Below are 20,491 nucleotides of genomic sequence, written 5' to 3'. Positions count from 1 at the left end.
ACCGTTAATTCTTACGCCAGCAAAACTTAACATTATGGACAACGGAAAAATTTTAAACTCAAACAGCCAGCAGGAGGGTGAAGGTGCTAAAACCTTAACCACCCGCCAAGGGCACCCCGTTACGGATAACCAGAACATTCGTACAGTAGGTAACCGCGGACCGGCAACGCTCGAAAATTATCAGTTCCTGGAGAAGATATCTCATTTCGACCGGGAGCGTATCCCCGAGCGGGTAGTGCATGCCCGCGGTGCAGGTGCTCACGGTATCTTCGAAGCTTATGGAACGGTAGGTGATGAGCCGGTAGGTAAGTATACCCGTGCCAGGTTATTTCAGGAGAAAGGCAAGCAAACACCCGTGTTCGTACGCTTTTCATCGGTTATACACGGCGGTAACTCGCCCGAGACCTTACGCGACCCGCGTGGTTTTGCCGTTAAATTTTATACAGAGGATGGTAACTGGGATTTGGTAGGTAATAACCTCAAAGTGTTTTTCATTCGCGACGCGATGAAATTCCCCGACCTTGTCCATGCCTTTAAGCCCGATCCTGTAACCAACAGGCAAGACGGCGAGCGTATTTTCGATTTTATCAGCAATACGCCTGAGGCTATGCACATGATTACGTTCTTGTTTTCACCCTATGGCATTCCGGCTAACTACCGCCAAATGCAGGGTTCGGGCGTAAACACTTACAAGTGGGTGAATAAAGAAGGAACCGGGGTATTGGTAAAATACCATTGGGAGCCGGTACAAGGCATTAAGAACCTAACACAGGAGCAGGCCGAAGCCATACAAGCTAAAAACTTTAACCACGCTACGCAAGATCTGTTTGATGCTATTGAAGCCGGTAATTATCCGCAATGGGAATTGCTGGTTCAAATTATGAGTGATGAGGAACATCCTGAGCTGGATTTTGACCCTTTGGATGATACCAAAATATGGCCTGAAGATCAGTTCCCTTGGCTACCTGTAGGGAAAATGACTCTCAACCGCAACCCGGTTAATTACTTTGCCGAGGTTGAACAATCGGCCTTTGGTACAGGTGTGTTGGTTGACGGATTAGATTTTAGCGATGATAAAATGTTGCAGGGGCGTACCTTCTCTTACTCCGATACGCAGCGTTACCGGGTAGGGTCAAACTATTTGCAACTGCCAATAAATGCACCTAAAACCCACGTGGCTACTAATCAGCGCGATGGACAGATGGCTTACCATGTAGATTTACCACAAGGTGCTAATGCGCACGTGAACTATGAACCTTCAACTTTAAACGGTTTGCAGGAAGCACCAAAAGCAGGTGCAGATCATGAGCCGGAATACAAGACCACTAAACTGGTTCGAAAAAAAATTGACCGCACCAACAATTTTGCCCAAGCCGGCGAACGCTATCACTTGCTTGAAGATTGGGAGCGTGATGACCTGATTAATAACTTGGTTAACACCTTAGCACCTGTTCAGAAACATATACAGGATAAGATGATCGAACTATTTACCCAGTGCGATGCAGATTATGGCCGCCGTGTAGCCGAAGGAATTAGAGCCGCCAGCGCTAATATCTCAAAAGGTCCCATCGGTGCTACCCATTCTGACGAAGCTGTTAAGCAGGCAGAAGACGTTGCGCAGGAATCAAAGCCTTATTAAACTCTTATTTAAATAAACAGAAAACGCCTGCAAAATTTGCAGGCGTTTTCTGTTTATATCCGTTTGGCAATTTCAGTGATCGGTTGCTCATCAAAAATCATCCAACCCCGAATGCACAAAAGGCGTGTCTAGCAGGCTGTTGTCAAACATAGGCTTTAGCGCATACCTGAGCTGTACTAAACCCGTATCATAAGTTTGGGTGTTTTGCAATAACAGGTCAACCCGATTGTTAAGCTCCGTAAATAAAGGCTTGCCGCTACCTAATATAAGCGGGTGAACAGATAGGAGCATCTCGGCAACTAATCTGCGTTGAAGAAAAGTTGATAGCAGGTTGGCTCCGCCAAATAACCAAATGTTGGAACCATCAAGTTCTAAAATGGCTTTTACGCGCTCATCAAAATCTGCGCTTTTAATAAACTCAACCTTTGCATTGGCAGCTGTATTCAAAGAATCTGAAAAAACATACACCTTTTGTATATGCGGAAAGTACTCATCCTCCATGCCTGCAATCATCTCATAGCTTTTACGCCCAATAAATATGGTATCGGTCTGCGCAAAAAATTCAGTCATGCCGTAGTCCTGATCGGCAAGGCACCAGTCATACTCGCCGTTAGGGCCTTCAATAAATCCATCAAGGCTAACGGCAAGGTTTAAAACAACTTTTCTCATTTTCAATCTTTTTCGGTTTGGTTGTGCTCTTCGGCCCAGCGTTGTGCAAATGATTTTTCGGCTACGGTAGGCATTTCGCGGTGATGCCCCCATGATTTTTTGAAGAAAGTACGCAATAAAAAGTTCTTCATTTTACCGCCGAAAAAATCGGTTAGTTTACGGCTTAGCATAGCTTTTTTCCAGCCGGCCCAGCTCCACTTCTCAACCGTATTCACCACGCCCGATTTTACAGCATCACGCCGGTTAAGTAACAGCATTTTGTGAATATCAATTTTAACAGGGCATACCTCGGTACAACGCCCGCATAAACTGGAGGCATAGCTTAAGTGTTTAAACTCTTCCATGCCTTTCATATGCGGTGTAATTACCGATCCAATAGGCCCGCTATAGGTGGTATTATAGGTATGGCCACCCACATTTTGATACACCGGGCAGGCATTTAAGCACGCCCCGCATCTAATGCAGTACAGACCCTGCCGCTGGTCTTTCTGAGCAAGCAAATCAGTACGGCCGTTATCCAGTAATATTACATACATTTCTTCCGGTCCATCCTTTTCGCCCGGCTGGCGCGGACCCGTTAAAATAGTATTGTATACGGTTAGGTTTTGCCCGGTGCCATGAGTGGACAAGAGTGGCCAAAACAGGTCGAGATCAGCAATAGACGGTATAATTTTCTCAATACCTACAACGGCAATATGTATTTTAGGAAAGGTAGTGCTTAAGCGGGTGTTACCCTCGTTTTCACTTAAGGCTATGCTACCCGTGTCTGATATCAGAAAGTTGGCGCCGGTAATACCTGCATCAGCCTGAAGGTATTTGTCGCGCAGTAATTCGCGGGCTTTGGCGGTAAGTTGCTCGGGTGTGGCATCTATGGGAGTGCCAAATTTTTCGTGAAACAGTTTGGCTATATCCTCTTTAGAGAGGTGCATAGCCGGTGTTACAATATGATAAGGCTTTTGGCCAAGCAATTGTACAATGTACTCACCCAAATCGGTCTCTAACGACTCTATGTTGTTTTGCTCCAAAAACTCATTTAAATGAATCTCTTCAGTAGCCATAGTTTTGGATTTGACCACCTTTTTAGCGTTTGCCCTTTGCAGAATACTAAGTATTTCCTGCTGTGCCTCAGCTACATCATTGGCCCAGATTACCTTGCCACCACGGCGCTGAAAATTAGCTTCAAACTCGGGTAAAAACTTGTCGAGGTTTTCCATCACCCGCCATTTTACTACGTGTGCTTTACGCTTAGCCGTTTCTAAATTGACTAAACGGGCAGTGCCACGGGCAACTGCCGTGTGGTACTTGCCCATGTTATAATTAATAATCTGGCGATGTTCAGGGTTGAATGCCTTCTCTTCCGAATCCACCAAAAATTTCTCGGCCGTGCTTCCCATATCCGCAAATATAATTGGTGAGTGAGTACTTAGTGAATAAATGAGTAGTTAAAATAGAAAAAGGCAGCTTATAGTTTGTATAAGCTGCCTTTTTATGATCAAAAATGTTTGAGCGGTTAACTTTTCATTCATTCCAACTCACACATTCATTAATTTCTGTTTGCCGGCATGTCGTTTTTCACATCAACAACGGGGCGTTCATCGCGGTTGGCTAAATCCCAACCGGTATAAAATACCAGCTGTGCGCGTTTAACTAATAATGGAAAGTCGATTTTATCTACCTCATCGCTTACACGGTGATAATCGGCGTGTACACCATCAAAATAAAATACGATTGGCACATTGTGCTTCGCAAAGTTATAATGATCTGAGCGATAGTAAATACGCTCAGGGTCTTTCGGGTCATTATATTTATAATCTACCGCTAACTTGGTGTAAGTGTTGTTGGCATTCTCGCTGATCTTGTGCAGCGTGGTGCTCAGTTTATCAGAACCAATCAGGTAGCAATAATCAGGTGTTTTTTCGTGAGCAGGGTCGCGGCGGCCAATCATATCAATGTTTAAATCGGTAATGGTATTAGCCAATGGAAATACCGGGTGCTCCGAGTAATACTCTGAACCTAATAAACCTTTTTCTTCACCTACGTTACCCAGGAACAGGATACTGCGGCGAGGGCCTTTACCGTCCTTTTTTGCTTGTGTGAATGCACGGGCAATCTCCAAAATACCGGTAGTACCCGAACCGTCATCATCAGCGCCGTTGTTAATGCGGTCGCCAGGCGTATCTTCGGGTTCCATGCCAATATGGTCATAGTGTGCCGAAAAAACTAAAACTTCTTCCTTTAATTTAGCGTCCGAACCTGGTAAAAAGCCTAAAACATCAACTGCTTTGGCATCTTTTACTACGGTTTCGTAATCGGCTGTAACATCGGCCTTAACGGTTTGTACAGCAGGTGAAGCTTTTAATTGCTCATAGGTTTTACCGCTTGCTTTAAGCAACTGGTCGGCAACGGCAGATGTAACGGTCAGTGCCAGTGGACGCGGCGTGATAGGGCGTGGGTTAGCTTGTTTAAGCGTTATACGCTCGCTTTGCTTACCGGCCATGCTGCCTTGAGTTACAGTGCCAACTGCAAGTACTAAAGCTGCATTTTTTGCACGTATACCTTGTACCAAACGTGTAAAGGCCATCATGGCTGCACGAGGATTGGAATTATCAACGGTAGTGCCTGGTTTAGGCTCGGCTATAACCAAGGCTACTTTGCCGGCAAGGTCAACATTGGCTAACTCAGCTTCGGTACCATAACCCACAAATACTACTTCGCTGGCTTTTACAGTTTGTGTGCCTGTACCACCCATCGATGTATAGTCTTTACCATAAGTAAGCGTGGTGCCGTTTAAGGTAACCGATTTGAGAGTGAAAGCTGTATTGGTTAAAGGTATATCCAAAAAATATGACTCATTAACCGGAGCCTGAAGGCCCATCTTTTTGAACTCGCCAGCTAGGTAAGCGGCTGCTTTGTCAGCGCCTGGTTTGCCGGTTTCACGACCCTCAAAAGCGTCGGAAGCAATAATGCTTAAGTGCTTTTTAGCATCGGCAACAGTTATATACTGCGCATATTTAACCGCAGTGGTATTTTTTTGGGCACATGCCCCCAGTGCTGCAACTAAGGCAGCGCTACATAATAATGTTTTTCTCATTTTCAAATACAACAATTACAAGCAGCAAGGTAACGAAACTTTACCAACTGCATGAGCAACAAATGCGTGACTTTATAATAAGCTAACAAGACATTTTACCAACCCGTGTAGCATGGCGGCCACCTTCAAATTGGGTTGTTAAAAACAACTCTACAATGGCTTTGGCATCGTCAAGTGATATGAAGCGCTCGGGTATGCAAACAATATTGGCATTATTATGCTGGCGTGCTAAACTGGCCAGCTCGGGCTGCCAGCATATAGCGGCACGTATACCCTGGTGTTTATTGGCTGTGATAGCTACACCATTGGCACTACCACAAACGAGAATGCCAAAATCAAATTCGCCGCTCTCAACAGCTGATGCCACAGGGTGTGCAAAATCAGGATAATCGGTTGAATCGGTTGAGTAAGTGCCGAAATCCTTAATAGCAGTTTGAGGCAACCACTCTAGTAAGGCTTGTTTATACTTAAAGCCGGCATGATCGGAGCCTATGGCTATTTTAAATTCTGTATTCATGAATTTTATAGAATTGACAGGAAAGATTCTATCACCTGTTTAATTTCCGGTCTTCATCACCTCATTATGCTTTTTGAGCTTACGTCGTTCAACCGAACCGGCTACAACAATGCCCACTTCATAAAGCACAAACAACGGTAAACTAACAATGGCCATGGTCATCATATCGGGCGTAGGGGTAATAACTGCCGCAATAATCAATATAGCTACAATGGCATAGCGGCGTCCCGAACGCATAAACTGGGGGGTAAGGATACCCAATGTTGATAAGATATAAACCAGGATTGGCAACTGAAATACTACACCTGTAGCTAATGTAAGCGTAGCTACTGATGATAGATATGAATCGATAGTAAACGTATTTTCTATAATATCGCTGATTTTATAACCGGCCAAAAAACTTATCGACTCAGGCGCTATAATGAAGTAACCGAACAGAATGCCCAGTATAAACAGCAATGAAGCATATAACACAAATCCTGAAGCCGCTTTGCGTTCATTATCATGCAGGGCCGGTTTAATAAAGCGCCATATTTCCCAAAGCAGGTAGGGAAAGCCGAGGGTAACACCTACTATAAGCGCCGAATTTATTTGCAGCGTAAACTGCCCGGCCATTTCAGTATTGATGATCTTTCCCTGAATTTCTTTTACGCAAAAACCCGGGCGGTTGAGGTAATCGCCCAGTTTACATAGCATGCGGTAGGTCCAAAAATCAGGGCGCATTGGGCCCATGATAATCTTATCGAATAAGAAATCATAATAATAAAAGGCCAGGGAAGTAAATATGAGGATTGCTATACACGCACGTATCAAGTGCCAGCGAAGCACCTCAATATGGTCAAAAAACGACATTTCGACCTCAAGGTCTTTACTCTTATCCTTTATTGCTTTTATTATCTTATTATCGCTCATGTACTGCAAACAAAAATACCATTCTGTATTACATACGAATGGTATTGTAGTTTAATTTTATTTCATGAAAATTATTCGGCTATCACAAAGCTTTCCATAAACTTGGTAGTAAAGTTGCCAGCCCTGAAATTAGGATCTTGCAACAACTGTAAGTGGAATGGAATAGTTGTTTTGATACCCTCGATTACAAATTCACTTAGCGCACGCTCCATGGTATTTAAAGCTTCTTCGCGGGTTTGTGCAACACAAATGAGTTTGGCTATCATGGAGTCGTAATTCGGTGGAATTACATAACCACTGTAAACGTGCGTATCAACCCGAACACCATGGCCACCCGGCGAGTGGAAATTGGTGATCTTGCCTGGCGAAGGACGGAAGTTGTTAAACGGATCCTCAGCGTTAATACGACACTCAATAGCATGCATAGTAGGCTCGTAATTTTTGCCCGATATAGGTGTACCTGCTGCCACTTTAATCTGCTCCTTAATAAGGTCCACATTGATTACCTCTTCGGTTACCGGATGCTCTACCTGTATACGGGTGTTCATCTCCATAAAATAGAAGTTGTGGTGTTTGTCAACCAAAAACTCTATAGTACCAGCCCCTTCGTATCTAACAGCTTTGGCGCCTTTAATGGCAGCTTCACCCATTTTTTTACGCAGTTTTTCGGTCATGAAAGGCGAAGGCGATTCTTCAACCAATTTTTGGTGACGACGCTGGATAGAGCAATCGCGTTCAGATAAGTGGCAAACTTTACCGTACTGATCGCCTACTACTTGTATCTCGATGTGACGTGGATCTTCAACAAATTTTTCCAGGTATATACCATCGTTACCAAAGGCAGCGCCGGCCTCGGCACGGGCCGAATCCCAGGCGGGTTCAAACTCCATATCGTTCCAAACAATACGCATACCACGGCCGCCGCCTCCAGCGGTAGCTTTCAGTATAATAGGGTAACCTATTTTGTTGGCTATTTGTATGCCTTCTTTAACGTCGTGCAGCAAGCCTTCAGAGCCCGGAATGGTGGGTACACCGGCTTTTTTCATGGTTGCTTTGGCCGCTGCCTTATCGCCCATGTCGTTAATCTGATCGGCTGTGGCACCAATAAACTTGATACCGTACTCGGCGCAGATGGCCGAAAACTTGGCATTCTCAGATAAGAAACCGTAACCAGGATGTATAGCATCAGCATTGGTTAACTCAGCTGCCGAAATGATGTTTGGTATATTTAAGTAAGAATCGCGGCTTGCCGGCGGACCAATACATACCGCTTCATCAGCGAAGCGTACGTGCAAACTGTCGCGGTCTGCGGTTGAATATACAGCTACCGTTTTTATGCCCATTTCCTTACAGGTACGGATAATGCGCAGGGCTATTTCGCCCCGGTTAGCAATCAGAATTTTTTTAAACATGTCTTTTTAGATGTGCTGATATGCAGATGTGCAGACAGGCAGATGATTGATTTCATTTGCACATCTGCACATTCACACATTTGCATATTTACATAGGTTCAACTAAAAACAAGGGTTGGTCGTACTCAACCGGAGATGAGTTATCAACCAGAACTTTCACAATTTTACCAGATACTTCTGATTCAATTTCATTGAACAATTTCATGGCTTCGATAATGCAAAGTACGCTGCCAGCCTGAATTTCGTCGCCAACGTTTACAAAATAAGGCTTATCTGGTGATGATGAACGATAAAAAGTACCAATCATAGGCGATTTGATAGTTACGTATTTAGATACATCAGCAGCGGCCGGAGCCTCTGTTGCAGCTGGTGTATGTACAGTAGCTACCGGTACAGCTGGCACTGCCGCTTGTACGGCAGGTTGACCTGTAGGGATAGTTGCATTAACTATAGTTGGTGCCTGATTGGTTTTTATGGTGATTTTGAAATCGTTCTGTTCAATGGATACTTCGTTTACGCCAGATTTTGAAACGAAGCGGATAAGATCTTGTATCTGTTTAATATCCATATTTAGGTGTAGTTGGGTTTTAAAAATGAAAATTAAAAACCTAAGTTATAACAAATTAAATAAAAATTGTTTCCAAAATTAGTAAGCCCATTTTAAATAAAGAGAGCCCCACGTGAAGCCGCCTCCAAAGGCAGCCAGCACGATGTTATCTCCTTTTTTAAATTTGCTTTCCCATTCCCAAAGGCATAGGGGTATAGTACCGTTGGTAGTGTTGCCGTAGCGTTCAATGTTAATTACTACTTTTTCATCACTAATGCCCATACGGCTTGCGGTTGCATCGATAATACGCTTGTTGGCCTGGTGTGGTACCAGCCAGGCAATATCATCGGCAACCAGGTTGTTACGCTCCATTATTTCGGCAGCAACGTCGGCCATGTTGGTAACGGCGAATTTAAATACGGTTTTACCTTCCTGGTAAGCGTAATGTTCGCGGTTGGTAACGGTTTCATGCGTTGCTGGGCGTAATGAGCCACCTGCTTTCATGTGTAAAAATTCGCGGCCCGAGCCATCGCTTTTCAGCACCGAATCAACCACGCCATAACCTTCCGTATTAGGTTCAAGCAGGGCGCAGCCACAACCATCGCCAAAAATAATACAGGTGGCACGGTCATGATAATCAATAATCGAAGACATTTTATCGCCGCCGACTACCAATACCTTCTTATGCTTGCCACTTTCTATAAATGCAGCGCCGGTGGCCAAGCCAAATACAAAGCCCGAGCAGGCCGCCTGCAAATCATAACCCCAGGCGTTTTTAGCGCCAATTTTATCCGCCAGTATATTGGCCGTAGCCGGGAAAGGCATATCGGGGGTGGTAGTGCAAAAAATAATCAGGTCAATTTCTTCGGCGCCGATGCCACGCTTTTTAAGCAAGCCTTCAACGGCCGGCACAGCCAAATCGGATGTAGCGGTGCCTTCGCCTTTTAGTATACGACGCTCTTTGATGCCGGTGCGGGTGGTGATCCACTCGTCATTGGTATCTACCAATGCTTCCAGCTCGTGGTTAGTGAGCACATATTCGGGTGCATAGCCATGTACAGCGGTAATTGCAGCCTGTAGTTTATGCATTTATCTAATTAGTTTTAAACGAAAGCCTGTTTAATCTTTTCAACCAGGTTACTCTCGGCCATATTGAGCGACAGGAGCACCATGTTCTTAATAGCTTCGGGGCTGGAAATGCCGTGCCCTACAACCACCGGTGCATTTACACCTAAAATAGGGCTGCCTCCGTATTGTTCGTAATTGAAACGGTTAAAAAATTCATCGTTGAATCCTTTTTTGCGGGCTATTACGTAATAGGACTCTGCCATTTTTATGATAACATTGCCCGTAAAGCCATCGCAAACAAATACGTCGGCGGCATCGCCAAAAAGGTCTCGGCCCTCTACGTTGCCCACAAAGTTAAACAGCGATGTGCCTTTCATAAGCGGGTAGGTGGCCTGACAAAGCATATTGCCTTTTTCTTCCTCTTCGCCAATGTTCATCAGCGCAACCTTAGGGTTTTCAAGGTGGTAAACATTTTCGGCCAATAGGCTGCCCAATACGCCAAACTGCAGTAGCACATCTGGCTTACAATCGGCATTGGCACCTACATCCAACAAAATACCCAAACCGCCTTTCAGTTTGGGTACAATGGTTGTCATGGCCGGACGAATAACACCCGGAATAGTTTTTACGCTGAACATAGCGCCCACCAGCATAGCTCCGGTATTACCTGCCGATGAGAAGGCCTGAATATGGTCTTCCTTTAGCAGCCTAAAACCAGTGGCAATGCTCGAACCAGGCTTTTGTGTAATAGCCTTGGTAGGGTGCTCGCCCATTCCAATCACTTCGGTTGTGTGTATAAACTCGAAGTGATCAGGATTGAAATCATTTTCCTGAAGAATACTTACAGCAACATCTTTATCGCCTACCAGTACCAGGGTTTGATTGCCTGGTAAAGCTTTATAAGCTTCGATTGCTCCTAAAACAGCGGCTTTTGGAGCATAATCGCCGCCCATAATATCTAAGCCTATCTTCATTGCAGAAAATTAGGCTTAAACAGTAGCAGCTTTTTCAATCAGTAATTTACCGTTGTAGTAAAGGTTACCATCAACAGTATAAGCGCGGTGCGGTAAATGCACAGCGCCAGTAGTGGCACATGTAGTTAAAGTAGGCGCTTCTGCTTTATAATGCGTTCTGCGTTTAGCAGTTCTTGATTTGGAGAACTTACGTTTTGGATTTGGCATAACTTCTTAGTATTATATCATTTTAACTTTTTAAGCGCATCCCAGCGTGGGTCGGCACTTTTCTCTTGTTCATCACCGCCCGATAGTTTATTTAAACGATCAAGCATATCTTTATCACAATAAGGCGTTTGGCCTTCGTTACCGCATGTTGCAATGAACGGAACGGCAACGTTAATATATTCATATATCAACCCTGAAATGTTGATTTCTGTCTCATTCTTAGTCAGGGTTATAATTTCTTCATCTGCATCAATCTCCTCTTCACTAAATTTTGCTACCTGCTGCTCATGTATATCCATCGGTTGCGGATATTCGGATAAACAACGGTCGCAGGTTAAATCAATGTTGCCAAAAATGTGGAAATTCAAAATAAGCATAGTTTCCTGCTTATCCAGCTCCACCTGGCATTGTAAATTGGCCTTTTTTACCAGCGAGTAGTCGAACTCTTTAAAAAATTCACTATCAATTACATACTCAAACTGATGCTTGCCCAGCTTAAGGCCGGTAAAAGGTATCGAATATGTCTTTAACGATTTCAATGAGCGATAATTAGCCCGCAAATGTAGGGAAAAATAATGTAATGGGAAAGTGTTTTTTCAAATTCCGGACACACAGTTTAAGCGCATATTTGCTGAGGCCAAAGTTAGTTATATTTTTAGCCGCACGTTAACCTTATCGAGCAGGCCGGCAACCCATATCATAACAAACGAAAATACCAGGCATTTAATTAAGCCGCCGGTGCCCTCGCTCAGGTACTCAGGGTATCCCACATCCAGCATACCATAAATAGGATAAAAGATAAAAGGAATTAAATAACAGGTAAAAGTGTTGGTGCCTGCCGGTTCAATTACTTTAAACCAGTTATAGCGCTGTTTTACATCTACCAAAAACAAAAATGCGATATAAGCTACCAAACTTATGGCGGTGCATATGAGTACCCATGATGGTGTATCGTGTGCTTTGGAAATACCGCCGCTTACGTAACGTACAATAAAGCCCAGGTTAGCAAGTATAATGGCTAATAAGATAATACCGGGCCATAAAAGGTTAAGTTCGCGGCTTTTCATTAAGCGCATGTACATAACCGATACCACTATGCCAGCCATGGTAAATGCCTGCATAGCGCCGTTGCCGGCCAGCCAAAAATAGCTTTTTAACTGCATTAAAAACGGCAGCCAGCCAAAATGAAAGTCGAGATTGATAAGAATGAAGATAACCCAGGCGGCGGCTTGTATCCACAATAAGCCTTTAGAGTAATGATAAATAAGGGCGCAAATCATGTACGACCAGCCAATTAAACCTAAAATACCCCACCAGCTAAAATGCAGCCACTGCCAATGGTTAGGGTCATTACTGCGGTATAAGGCCGACATGGTGACCAGCAGGACCAAACCGAAGCCTCGTAACATGTTGCGTGTTAATTTTGAGGTGTCGCGATAGTCCAGAAAAAGGAAAAAGAAACTAAAAGTAAGCAGGCTTTCCCAAACAGGTTTGGGCAAAAGTGTAGTAACATCATCATAAGTTTCCATATTGGCATGGAAAAAACCAATGAGGATGAGTGCCAGTGAGCGCGTTATGATACGGTAAGGAACCCGCCCGCCGCTGCTTTGCCTGTTTTGAAAAGCGAACGGTATGGATAAGCCAACAATAAATAAAAATGCAGGAAAGATAACATCGGCCAGGCCCAGTGCATCAACGTTTTCGCCGGCATGTTTTAGCCATTCCGGTACGTTGGGTACACCTTCCAAATCATTTACAAAAATCATCAGGAACATGGTAACCGCACGGAAGGCGTCTATAGAGCGCACCCGGATATATTGGTTATTCATTATGTGGTAGAAGTGCTAATATTGACAACTGATACCTTTTAGTAACGGCTGCATGGCGCAAACATTGCCACCGCAAGGCGGCAATGTTGTTAAAAAGCTAATCTCTGTCGCGGCTCAGCTTGCTAAACTGCAACGGATTTTCATTTAAGACGGCTGTTTCCCGACGGTGTTTTACAATGTGTATAGCCTGAAACAAGGCTTCACGGAAAGATACTTCTGACGCCTTATTTTTTCCAGCTATATCATAAGCTGTACCATGATCGGGCGAAGTGCGTACAAAGCTTAAGCCTGCTGTATAGTTTACACCCGACTCAAACGAAATTTGCTTAAACGGAATTAATCCCTGGTCATGATACATGGCCAGTACTGCATCAAACTGCATGTAGGCGCCGTTGGCAAAAAAGCCATCAGCAGGGTAGGGCCCCAGGGCTAAGATGCCATTAGCGCGTGCTTCTTCCAGCGCGGGCATAATGATGTCTTTTTCTTCGTTACCAATAAGGCCGTTATCGCCGGCATGGGGGTTGAGACCAAGCACCGCAATTTTAGGTTTACGAATCCAAAAATCCTGTTTTAAGCTGGTGTTCATTAGTTTTAGCTTAGCCAGTATCTTTTCGGCAGTTATACTTTGTGCTACCTGCGCTACTGGGATATGCCCGGTAACTACGCCTACCCGTAAGGTATCGCTCACTAAAAACATAAGAACTTCGGGCGAGTTATCTCGCTGTTGCAAATACTCTGTATGGCCCGGAAAGTTAAATTCCTCGTTTTGGATATTATCCTTATTAATAGGCGCTGTAACCAGCGCGTCTATCTGACCAGAAATTAAATCATCTGTAGCTCTTTGCAGCGACAGGAAAGCATATTTTCCTCCTGTTTCGTTAGCTGCACCAAGTTCAATCTTAACATCCTCTTCCCAGCAATTAATAATATTGGCTTTTTTGTGATGCGCATTAGCCGGGCTATCAATTACATTAAAATTAAGGTCGTGTACTTGAACTGTACGGCGGTGAAACGAGGCTACTTTAGTATGACCATAAACAATAGGTGTACAGTAATCAAATATGCGGGAGTCTGCCAGTGTTTTGATGATAACCTCAAGGCCAACGCCGTTAACGTCACCAATACTGATTCCTATTTTAAGCTTCTCACTCATAATAATATGTTTTGTGATTTCACTTATAGTTATGTGATTTCACTGATTAGCCGGTTGGTTATTGAGAAATGATGTGATCATTATGCAAGTAAGCAAGTAATCATAATAAACAACCAAACACGTAATTGATGCAAATAAAGGATTTTTGGTAATAATGTTTACCATAGGAGCGCAAATATCACGTAATTTGTAAAAATTTGAGTACCAATAATGTCATTAGTCCGCGCAAAGAAACACCTGGGTCAGCACTTTTTAACTGATAAGAACATTGCTTCCAAAATAGTAGAAAGCCTGAGGCCGGCCGGAAAATATACACAAGTGCTCGAAGTGGGTCCTGGAATGGGTATTCTATCCGACTTTTTGCTGCAAAAAACCGATTATCAAACTTATTTAATTGATATCGATACCGAGTCCTATCTCTTTCTGCAAAAAAAATATCCACAGCTACAGCAGCGCCTCATTAATGCCGATTTTTTGGAAATGGACTTCAACAGTGTTTTCAAAGAACCCTTTGCTATAATAGGCAACTTTCCTTACAACATATCCTCCCAAATACTATTTAAGGTATTAGAAAACCGCCAACAAGTAGTTGAGGTAGTTGGCATGTTTCAGAAAGAAGTAGCTGAGCGTTGTACCGCAAAGGCAGGGAGCAAGGAGTATGGTATATTGAGCGTGTTTTTGCAGGCTTACTATAAAGTGGAGTACCTGTTTACGGTAAAGGCTGGTGTATTTAATCCGCCGCCCAAAGTGCTATCGGCGGTAATAAGGCTAACCCGTAATGAGGTCGATCAGCTTAATTGTGACGAAAAGCTATTTTGGCAGGTGGTAAAAGCCGGTTTTAACCAGCGGAGAAAAACGCTGCGCAATGCCTTATCATCCTTAATTAATAAAGAGGCTATGGCGAATGAGCCAATGCTTGACCTTCGGGCTGAGCGCTTAACTGTAGCCAATTTTGTAGAACTGACTAATAAGATAACTGCAAACCGATAAATGAAGAATATACTCATTGTTGACGACCTTCATCCAATTTTTATTGAGCAAACCGAAGCTTTAGGGTACACCTGTGATTATCGGCCAACTATAAAATTGGAAGAAGCTTTAGCAATTTTGCCTGATTATGAGGGTTTAGTGATTCGCTCCAAGTTTCAGGTGGATAAAGCTGTACTCGATGCCGCCACTAACTTAAAATTTATTGCACGGGCCGGTGCTGGTATGGATAACATTGATGAGAATTATGCCGGGCAAAAAGGTGTAATATTAGTTAACGCACCCGAGGGCAACCGCGATGCCGTTGGCGAGCATGCCGTAGGTATGCTGCTCTCTTTAATGAATAATTTAAACAGGGGAAATGCCGAGGTACTCGCCGGCCTTTGGCAGCGCGAGGCCAACCGGGGTTATGAGCTAAAAGGCCGTACGGTAGGTATTATAGGTTACGGTCACATGGGCCAAAGCTTTGCGCGCAAGTTAAAAGGCTTTGATGTAGAAGTTATAGCTTACGATAAATATAAAACCGGCTTTAGCGATGGTTATGCCCGCGAGGTGAGCATGGAGGAAATTGTAAAGCATAGTGATGTGCTGAGCCTGCATGTGCCGCTTACGCCCGAAACTAAAGGATTGGTAAATGATGAATACCTGTTTCACTTTCGCAAGCCTATCTTTTTGTTAAATACCTCACGCGGTAAGGTTGTAGAGGTACAAGCTGTACTAAATGCCATTAAGCAAGGTAAAATATTAGGAGCAGGTTTGGACGTACTGGAAGTAGAAAAGTTTCCGGCCCTGGGCGAGCAGGCCTGGTTTGAGGAGTTGCGGCAAAGCGATAGAGTGTTATTGAGCCCACACGTGGCCGGGTGGACTTTTGACTCGTACCGTAAGATAAGCGAGGCGATGGCGGCCAAAATAAAAAATTTGGATATTCAAACTTAAATCACCTATCTTCGTTTTTATACCCACAAGACTATGCAGGCACAGGTGCCCGCATAGTCTTGTTTGTTTTTAGTAGCTGTCGCGTCCTTCTTATTGGTAACAGGAAGGGCGGTTTTTTTTGATAGCTCATCATCGATTAAATTATCTATTTAAAATATTTTGTGTTTATGGCAGACGTTGCATACTATACCAAAGAAGGTTTAGAAAGACTAAAAGAAGAATTACAACAATTAAAGACCAGCGGCCGTGCCCAGATAGCCAAAGCCATTGCTGAGGCGCGTGATAAAGGCGATTTATCGGAGAATGCTGAATATGATGCGGCAAAAGAAGCACAAGGGCATCATGAAACTAAAATTGCCAAGCTGGAAGAAACCTTAGCCAATGCCCGTTTACTTGATGAATCTAAAATTGACACATCAAAGGTACTGGCCTTATCTAAAGTGAAAATAAAAAATACCAAGAATGGCGCTACCATGACTTACCAGCTGGTATCAGAAAGCGAAGCAGATTTAAAAGCGGGTAAAATATCGGTAAGTTCACCTATTGCCAAGGGATTGTTGGGTAAAAAAGTAGGTGATACCACCGAAATACAGGTGCCTGCCGGTACAATTGAATTTGAAATTTTGGAAATAAACAGATAGTTTGTATTTGGGTTGCCAGATAAATGATTGTTCCACATCTCGCAACCCAACTAACAGATTAATTAACTTAATATTTACCTATGTCAACTATATTTTCAAAGATCGTGTCGGGTGAAATACCGGCTTATAAAGTAGCCGAAAGTATTGACTATCTGGCTTTTTTAGATATTAATCCACTGGCTGAAGGGCATGTACTGGTTATCCCTAAAAAAGAGGTAGATTACTTGTTTGACCTGGAGGATGAACTATATACAGGCTTACAATTGTTTGTTAAAATAGTAGCAACTGCCATGAAAGAGGTTATTCCATGTAAAAAGGTTGGCGTAGCTGTAATTGGCTTGGAAGTTCCGCATGCGCACATTCACCTAATACCTATGAATTCGGTAAGTGACCTGAATTTCTCTCGTCCAAAATTGACCTTGACACCCCAACAACTGGAAGCCACTGCCGAGAAAATTAAGGCTGCTTTGCGCGAAGAATAGTTTTATAGAAGGGGTACAGAATCAGGAATGCAGGGTTGATAAATAGTTTTTTACCCTTGTTCCTGATTCTGTATTTTTTTTACTCTTTTTTCTTAATCTGTAGGGGAGAGGCCACCCTTCTGCTGTTTTCCTTCACAAATGACTCCCAACCCGAGTAGCTTATTTTGCTACCACGGCCGGTGGTTATTCTTTGAAAACTGTGGCATACGGCAACAGCCAGCCCGTCTGTTGCATCTAAAAACTCAGGCGTTTCCTGAAAATTTAATAAGCGCTGCAACATGGCCGCTACCTGCTCTTTAGTGGCATTGCCATTGCCGGTGATAGCCTGCTTAATTTTACGCGGCGAATACTCGTTTACTGGTATATTGCGGGATAAGGCCGCTGCTATAGCGGTTCCCTGCGCGCGACCCAGTTTTAGCATAACCTGTATGTTTTTGCCATAAAAGGGTGCTTCAATGGCGAGTGCATCTGGGTGGTAGTTGTCAATAAGTGCAACGGTTTTCTCAAAAATGCGTTGCAGTTTTAGCATATGCTCATCGGTGGTTCCGGGTATTTTAACCACACCCAGGGCAATCAGCTCCATTTTAGAGCCGGTTTCTTTGATAATGCCATAGCCCATTACCGCTGTGCCCGGGTCAATTCCTAATATAATACGTTCTTTAAGCGGCTGTTGTAAGTTCACAAATACAAAGATACGCTTTCAATAAGCATCGCTTTGTAATATGTGCAGATAATCTTGTCGGCTTATCATGCGGGCACCCATGCTTTCAAGATGCTCGGTATGCAACTGGCAGTCTATCAAATGGTATTGTTCGGTTTGGCATAGGGTAATAAGCGCTGTTTTGGAGGCGTTACTTGCTCGGCTAAACATGCTCTCGCCACAAAACACGCGCCCCGCATGTACACCGTATAAACCTCCAACCAACTGCTCATCCTGCCAAACCTCATAAGAATGGGCATGGCCCAGCTGGTGTAAGTTAATGTAAGCCTGTTTCATATCGGCGGTTATCCAGGTGCCATCCTGCCCCTCGCGTGGTACTTGTGAACAGGCTTCAATCACCTCTGCAAAGCATCGATTTGTAGTTACCTTATATCGTCCGGAACGCAGCACCTGCCGCATGCTTTTACTCACCTTGAGCTCATGAGGGTGCAATACAAAACGTTCATGCGGCGAGTACCATAAAATGGGGGTATCGTCACTATACCACGGAAAAATGCCATGCTGATAGGCCAGTAATAAACGGCGGGCCGACAAATCGCCGCCAACGGCCAGCAAGCCATCAGGCTCCGCAAGTTCGGGGTTGGGAAAAACCAGGCGCTCATCTAACCGGAAAATCATGGTGCAAAGATATTTTGATTTCCGAATTCAAGCAATGAGTAAGCACATAACCGTTGCAAACAAAAAGAGCAGTGTAACTCCGATAGGGCTGACGTAGTTGCACTGCTCTTTAAGCCTACCTCAAATGAGGTACATTACTATTATGCTTTCTTATGCACAATGAGCTTTTTGTTTTGTGCTTTGGCTATGTTATCCATGTATTGCTGCAGCTCTGTATACTTTGCAGCCGGAATCACATGTTTGTTCATGTTAAAATTTACTACGCTAACTACTTCATTTTTTGCAGCATCATATTTGTAAGTAGCTTCATAGGTGCCATAACTGAATTTTAAGGTTACGTTTTCGGGTACCGATTCGGCCTCAAAACCTTCTGGCAAACTAATAACAGTAGTACAGGTTTTTTGCATGGGATGCTCAAAATAATAGTCGCCGCGGCGCTTCTCTGCCACGGGCAGGGTAAGGCCCCACAAATCAAAAACACGCGGGCGATAGAATTTTTTAGTGCCTGCCGCTGCCTCATTAAAGGTGTCGTAATTCAGTTCAAAGTTTACTTCTTTTACACCGGCACTGTCTGAAGCTTCCTTGAAATCAAAAAAGGCTGGCTGCTTAAAATTGAGCGTCCGTATGAGGTACTCCTTTTGTTTATCCTGACTTATAGTGGGTAAACCCTCTACAAATAAATCGCGATAGCCGCCGGTAGTTAAAATCTTTACTTTGGCTATAGCGCCGCCTTCAGCATCAAGCTTTACCTGTACCCGGCTGTTAAACTGATTATCTTGCAGGGTACTTTTAGGGGTACTTACCAATTTGCCACCCTCCTCGGTTACCAGTAAGGCATTGCGATTTTCGGTAAACGTGCCCAGCTTGCCGTAAGGCTGGGTGTGGCTGGTACATTCCAGCCAGGTAGTGTCGCCTTTAAACGGAATGCACAGAATTACATGGTTAAACGGATCGGCCGGGAAATTAGGATCTGCCGGCTCTTCATTTACGCCGGCATTAATCATGGCGTAGTGGGAGCGTATGCCAACAGCTTTCAGCATGGCATGCATGTAGTTAGTGAGCGCCTTGCAATCACCATATTTTTTCTGATCCACAAACGTGGCGGGAAAGGGCTTTAAGCCACCTATGCCTAACTGTATACTTACATAACGCATGTTTTGCTGCAAGTAGTTGTATAAAAACCGGGCTTTATCGGGGTCGGTCTTTAGATGAGCCGTCATCTGTTTAATCTCTTCGGCGCGTTGTGGCGGCAGGCTGCATACATCTGCGTTTAAGGCCAACTGCCAGTTGCCATAGTTTTTCCAGTTGCTGATATCGCCGGGCAAGCCGTTGTATGAAAACTTATCGGCTGCAAATATAATGCGTGGTGTAACTGTCCAGGCGGGTACATCCTCCTCAGGGGTAAGCGCCTTTAAGTTCTTTACTTCCCAGGTGTAAACATCAAACCCACCCTGCGATTCCTTTTTAGGCGCGATGCTTATATTTTTGTTTTTATAACGGAAGTTGACGCCCGGCACTACCGCTATTTTGTAAGCAGCGGTTTGTACCGCTGTTTCTTTAGTTTGAATATCCCATTCTGACAGATCGAGGTAACTGTTGTGAGCAATCTCGTAATAAGTCTCTACAGTAACAGGGTACGTGCCAATATCATGTTGGGCCACCATAAAACGGCTGTCGGTTATAATGGAGATGCCATCGGCTGCCGAGCGGTCGTACATGTCGCTTTTGCCGTATTTTTTTATGAGCTTACCTTCGGCATTGTAAACCAGCATTTGTGCCATGTTTACGCTGCTGAACTTTTTATCATAGGGTACATACAGCACCGCAGCGTCATCTGCTTTTTCATTAAGGATGGTAACAATCTGATGCCCTTTAGACAATAATTTGCCGGGACCGGATACTCTCATTTCCCTAAGCGAGTAACGGACTACCTTGTTGGCATCTTGCTTTAAAGAATCGGGAATTGCGGCAGCTAAATATAAGTCCTTAGGCAGGTTTTTATCCTGGCTTAAAGCCACAAAGGGATGCAACAAAAGCGTAGCCGCTAATAAGGCTACGCTTTTAATTTGTTTAATAAACATTGAATGG

The 20,491-nt window shown here is 44.0% G+C and carries 21 protein-coding genes; 5 read left to right on the top strand and 16 right to left on the bottom strand.

Annotated features, from left to right (window positions below; all coding sequences use genetic code 11):
- Window positions 1-34 precede the first annotated feature (34 nt).
- Complete coding sequence (locus tag ABDD94_RS19400; protein ID WP_345953613.1) at window positions 35-1,639, top strand: catalase; 1,605 nt, start codon at window positions 35-37, stop codon at window positions 1,637-1,639.
- Between the two features lie 90 nt (window positions 1,640-1,729).
- Here the strand turns inward: ABDD94_RS19400 and ABDD94_RS19395 are convergent, their stop codons facing one another.
- The 13 genes from ABDD94_RS19395 to pdxA all read right to left on the bottom strand — a co-directional run bounded on the left by ABDD94_RS19395 (window position 1,730) and on the right by pdxA (window position 14,018).
- Window positions 1,730-2,308, bottom strand: coding sequence for a dihydrofolate reductase family protein (locus tag ABDD94_RS19395; protein ID WP_345953612.1), 579 nt, complete (start codon window positions 2,306-2,308; stop codon window positions 1,730-1,732).
- A 2-nt stretch (window positions 2,309-2,310) separates the two neighbouring features.
- Window positions 2,311-3,702: a LutB/LldF family L-lactate oxidation iron-sulfur protein gene (locus ABDD94_RS19390; protein ID WP_345950440.1), complete on the bottom strand. Its 1,392-nt coding sequence runs from the start codon at window positions 3,700-3,702 to the stop codon at window positions 2,311-2,313.
- A 149-nt stretch (window positions 3,703-3,851) separates the two neighbouring features.
- Entirely contained in the window at window positions 3,852-5,399 is a 1,548-nt protein-coding gene (locus ABDD94_RS19385) for a M28 family peptidase (protein WP_345953611.1), read from the bottom strand.
- An 82-nt stretch (window positions 5,400-5,481) separates the two neighbouring features.
- Complete coding sequence (gene rpiB / locus ABDD94_RS19380; RefSeq protein WP_345953610.1) at window positions 5,482-5,916, bottom strand: ribose 5-phosphate isomerase B; 435 nt, start codon at window positions 5,914-5,916, stop codon at window positions 5,482-5,484.
- A gap of 39 nt (window positions 5,917-5,955) precedes the next feature.
- Window positions 5,956-6,828 (bottom strand): twin-arginine translocase subunit TatC, encoded by an 873-nt coding sequence (gene tatC / locus ABDD94_RS19375; protein WP_345953609.1) that lies wholly within the window; start codon window positions 6,826-6,828, stop codon window positions 5,956-5,958.
- 71 nt (window positions 6,829-6,899) lie between these two features.
- Entirely contained in the window at window positions 6,900-8,240 is a 1,341-nt protein-coding gene (accC, locus tag ABDD94_RS19370; RefSeq protein WP_345950444.1) for an acetyl-CoA carboxylase biotin carboxylase subunit, read from the bottom strand.
- Window positions 8,241-8,328: 88 nt separating this feature from the next.
- A complete protein-coding gene (gene accB, locus ABDD94_RS19365) occupies window positions 8,329-8,808 on the bottom strand; it encodes an acetyl-CoA carboxylase biotin carboxyl carrier protein (protein WP_345950445.1) in 480 nt (159 codons plus the stop codon).
- Window positions 8,809-8,886: 78 nt separating this feature from the next.
- Window positions 8,887-9,876 carry a beta-ketoacyl-ACP synthase III gene (locus tag ABDD94_RS19360; RefSeq protein WP_345950446.1) on the bottom strand — a complete coding sequence of 330 codons (990 nt, stop codon included), beginning with the start codon at window positions 9,874-9,876 and terminating at the stop codon, window positions 8,887-8,889.
- A 14-nt stretch (window positions 9,877-9,890) separates the two neighbouring features.
- Window positions 9,891-10,829, bottom strand: a complete 939-nt coding sequence (gene plsX, locus ABDD94_RS19355) for a phosphate acyltransferase PlsX (protein ID WP_345953608.1) — start codon at window positions 10,827-10,829, stop codon at window positions 9,891-9,893.
- Window positions 10,830-10,844: 15 nt separating this feature from the next.
- Complete coding sequence (rpmF, locus tag ABDD94_RS19350) at window positions 10,845-11,036, bottom strand: 50S ribosomal protein L32 (protein ID WP_345950448.1); 192 nt, start codon at window positions 11,034-11,036, stop codon at window positions 10,845-10,847.
- 17 nt (window positions 11,037-11,053) lie between these two features.
- Window positions 11,054-11,575 carry a DUF177 domain-containing protein gene (locus tag ABDD94_RS19345; RefSeq protein WP_345953607.1) on the bottom strand — a complete coding sequence of 174 codons (522 nt, stop codon included), beginning with the start codon at window positions 11,573-11,575 and terminating at the stop codon, window positions 11,054-11,056.
- 108 nt (window positions 11,576-11,683) lie between these two features.
- Window positions 11,684-12,865: a DUF5009 domain-containing protein gene (locus ABDD94_RS19340; protein WP_345953606.1), complete on the bottom strand. Its 1,182-nt coding sequence runs from the start codon at window positions 12,863-12,865 to the stop codon at window positions 11,684-11,686.
- 97 nt (window positions 12,866-12,962) lie between these two features.
- Window positions 12,963-14,018, bottom strand: coding sequence for a 4-hydroxythreonine-4-phosphate dehydrogenase PdxA (gene pdxA, locus ABDD94_RS19335; protein ID WP_345953605.1), 1,056 nt, complete (start codon window positions 14,016-14,018; stop codon window positions 12,963-12,965).
- A 210-nt stretch (window positions 14,019-14,228) separates the two neighbouring features.
- Between pdxA and rsmA the strand changes: the two genes are divergently transcribed.
- The 4 genes from rsmA (at window position 14,229) to ABDD94_RS19315 (ending at window position 17,064) form a co-directional block, all read left to right on the top strand.
- Complete coding sequence (gene rsmA, locus ABDD94_RS19330; RefSeq protein ID WP_345953604.1) at window positions 14,229-15,008, top strand: 16S rRNA (adenine(1518)-N(6)/adenine(1519)-N(6))-dimethyltransferase RsmA; 780 nt, start codon at window positions 14,229-14,231, stop codon at window positions 15,006-15,008.
- A complete protein-coding gene (locus tag ABDD94_RS19325) occupies window positions 15,009-15,941 on the top strand; it encodes a 2-hydroxyacid dehydrogenase (protein WP_345953603.1) in 933 nt (310 codons plus the stop codon).
- 167 nt (window positions 15,942-16,108) lie between these two features.
- Window positions 16,109-16,582, top strand: coding sequence for a transcription elongation factor GreA (gene greA, locus ABDD94_RS19320; protein WP_345950454.1), 474 nt, complete (start codon window positions 16,109-16,111; stop codon window positions 16,580-16,582).
- A gap of 80 nt (window positions 16,583-16,662) precedes the next feature.
- Window positions 16,663-17,064: an HIT family protein gene (locus ABDD94_RS19315; RefSeq protein ID WP_345953602.1), complete on the top strand. Its 402-nt coding sequence runs from the start codon at window positions 16,663-16,665 to the stop codon at window positions 17,062-17,064.
- 79 nt (window positions 17,065-17,143) lie between these two features.
- On the opposite strand, the gene ruvC is transcribed toward ABDD94_RS19315, so the two are convergent.
- From ruvC to ABDD94_RS19300, 3 genes are all read right to left on the bottom strand, one after another.
- Window positions 17,144-17,683 carry a crossover junction endodeoxyribonuclease RuvC gene (gene ruvC, locus ABDD94_RS19310; RefSeq protein WP_345952088.1) on the bottom strand — a complete coding sequence of 180 codons (540 nt, stop codon included), beginning with the start codon at window positions 17,681-17,683 and terminating at the stop codon, window positions 17,144-17,146.
- 81 nt (window positions 17,684-17,764) lie between these two features.
- Window positions 17,765-18,403, bottom strand: a complete 639-nt coding sequence (gene aat, locus ABDD94_RS19305) for a leucyl/phenylalanyl-tRNA--protein transferase (protein ID WP_345953601.1) — start codon at window positions 18,401-18,403, stop codon at window positions 17,765-17,767.
- 140 nt (window positions 18,404-18,543) lie between these two features.
- Complete coding sequence (locus tag ABDD94_RS19300) at window positions 18,544-20,484, bottom strand: DUF3857 domain-containing protein (RefSeq protein ID WP_345953600.1); 1,941 nt, start codon at window positions 20,482-20,484, stop codon at window positions 18,544-18,546.
- Window positions 20,485-20,491 lie beyond the last annotated feature (7 nt).

The sequence above is a fragment of the Mucilaginibacter sp. PAMB04168 genome, from assembly GCF_039634365.2.
Lineage (GTDB): Bacteria > Bacteroidota > Bacteroidia > Sphingobacteriales > Sphingobacteriaceae > Mucilaginibacter.
Note: the sequence above shows the minus strand (reverse complement) of the source record. Positions and strands in the feature narration are given on the sequence as shown.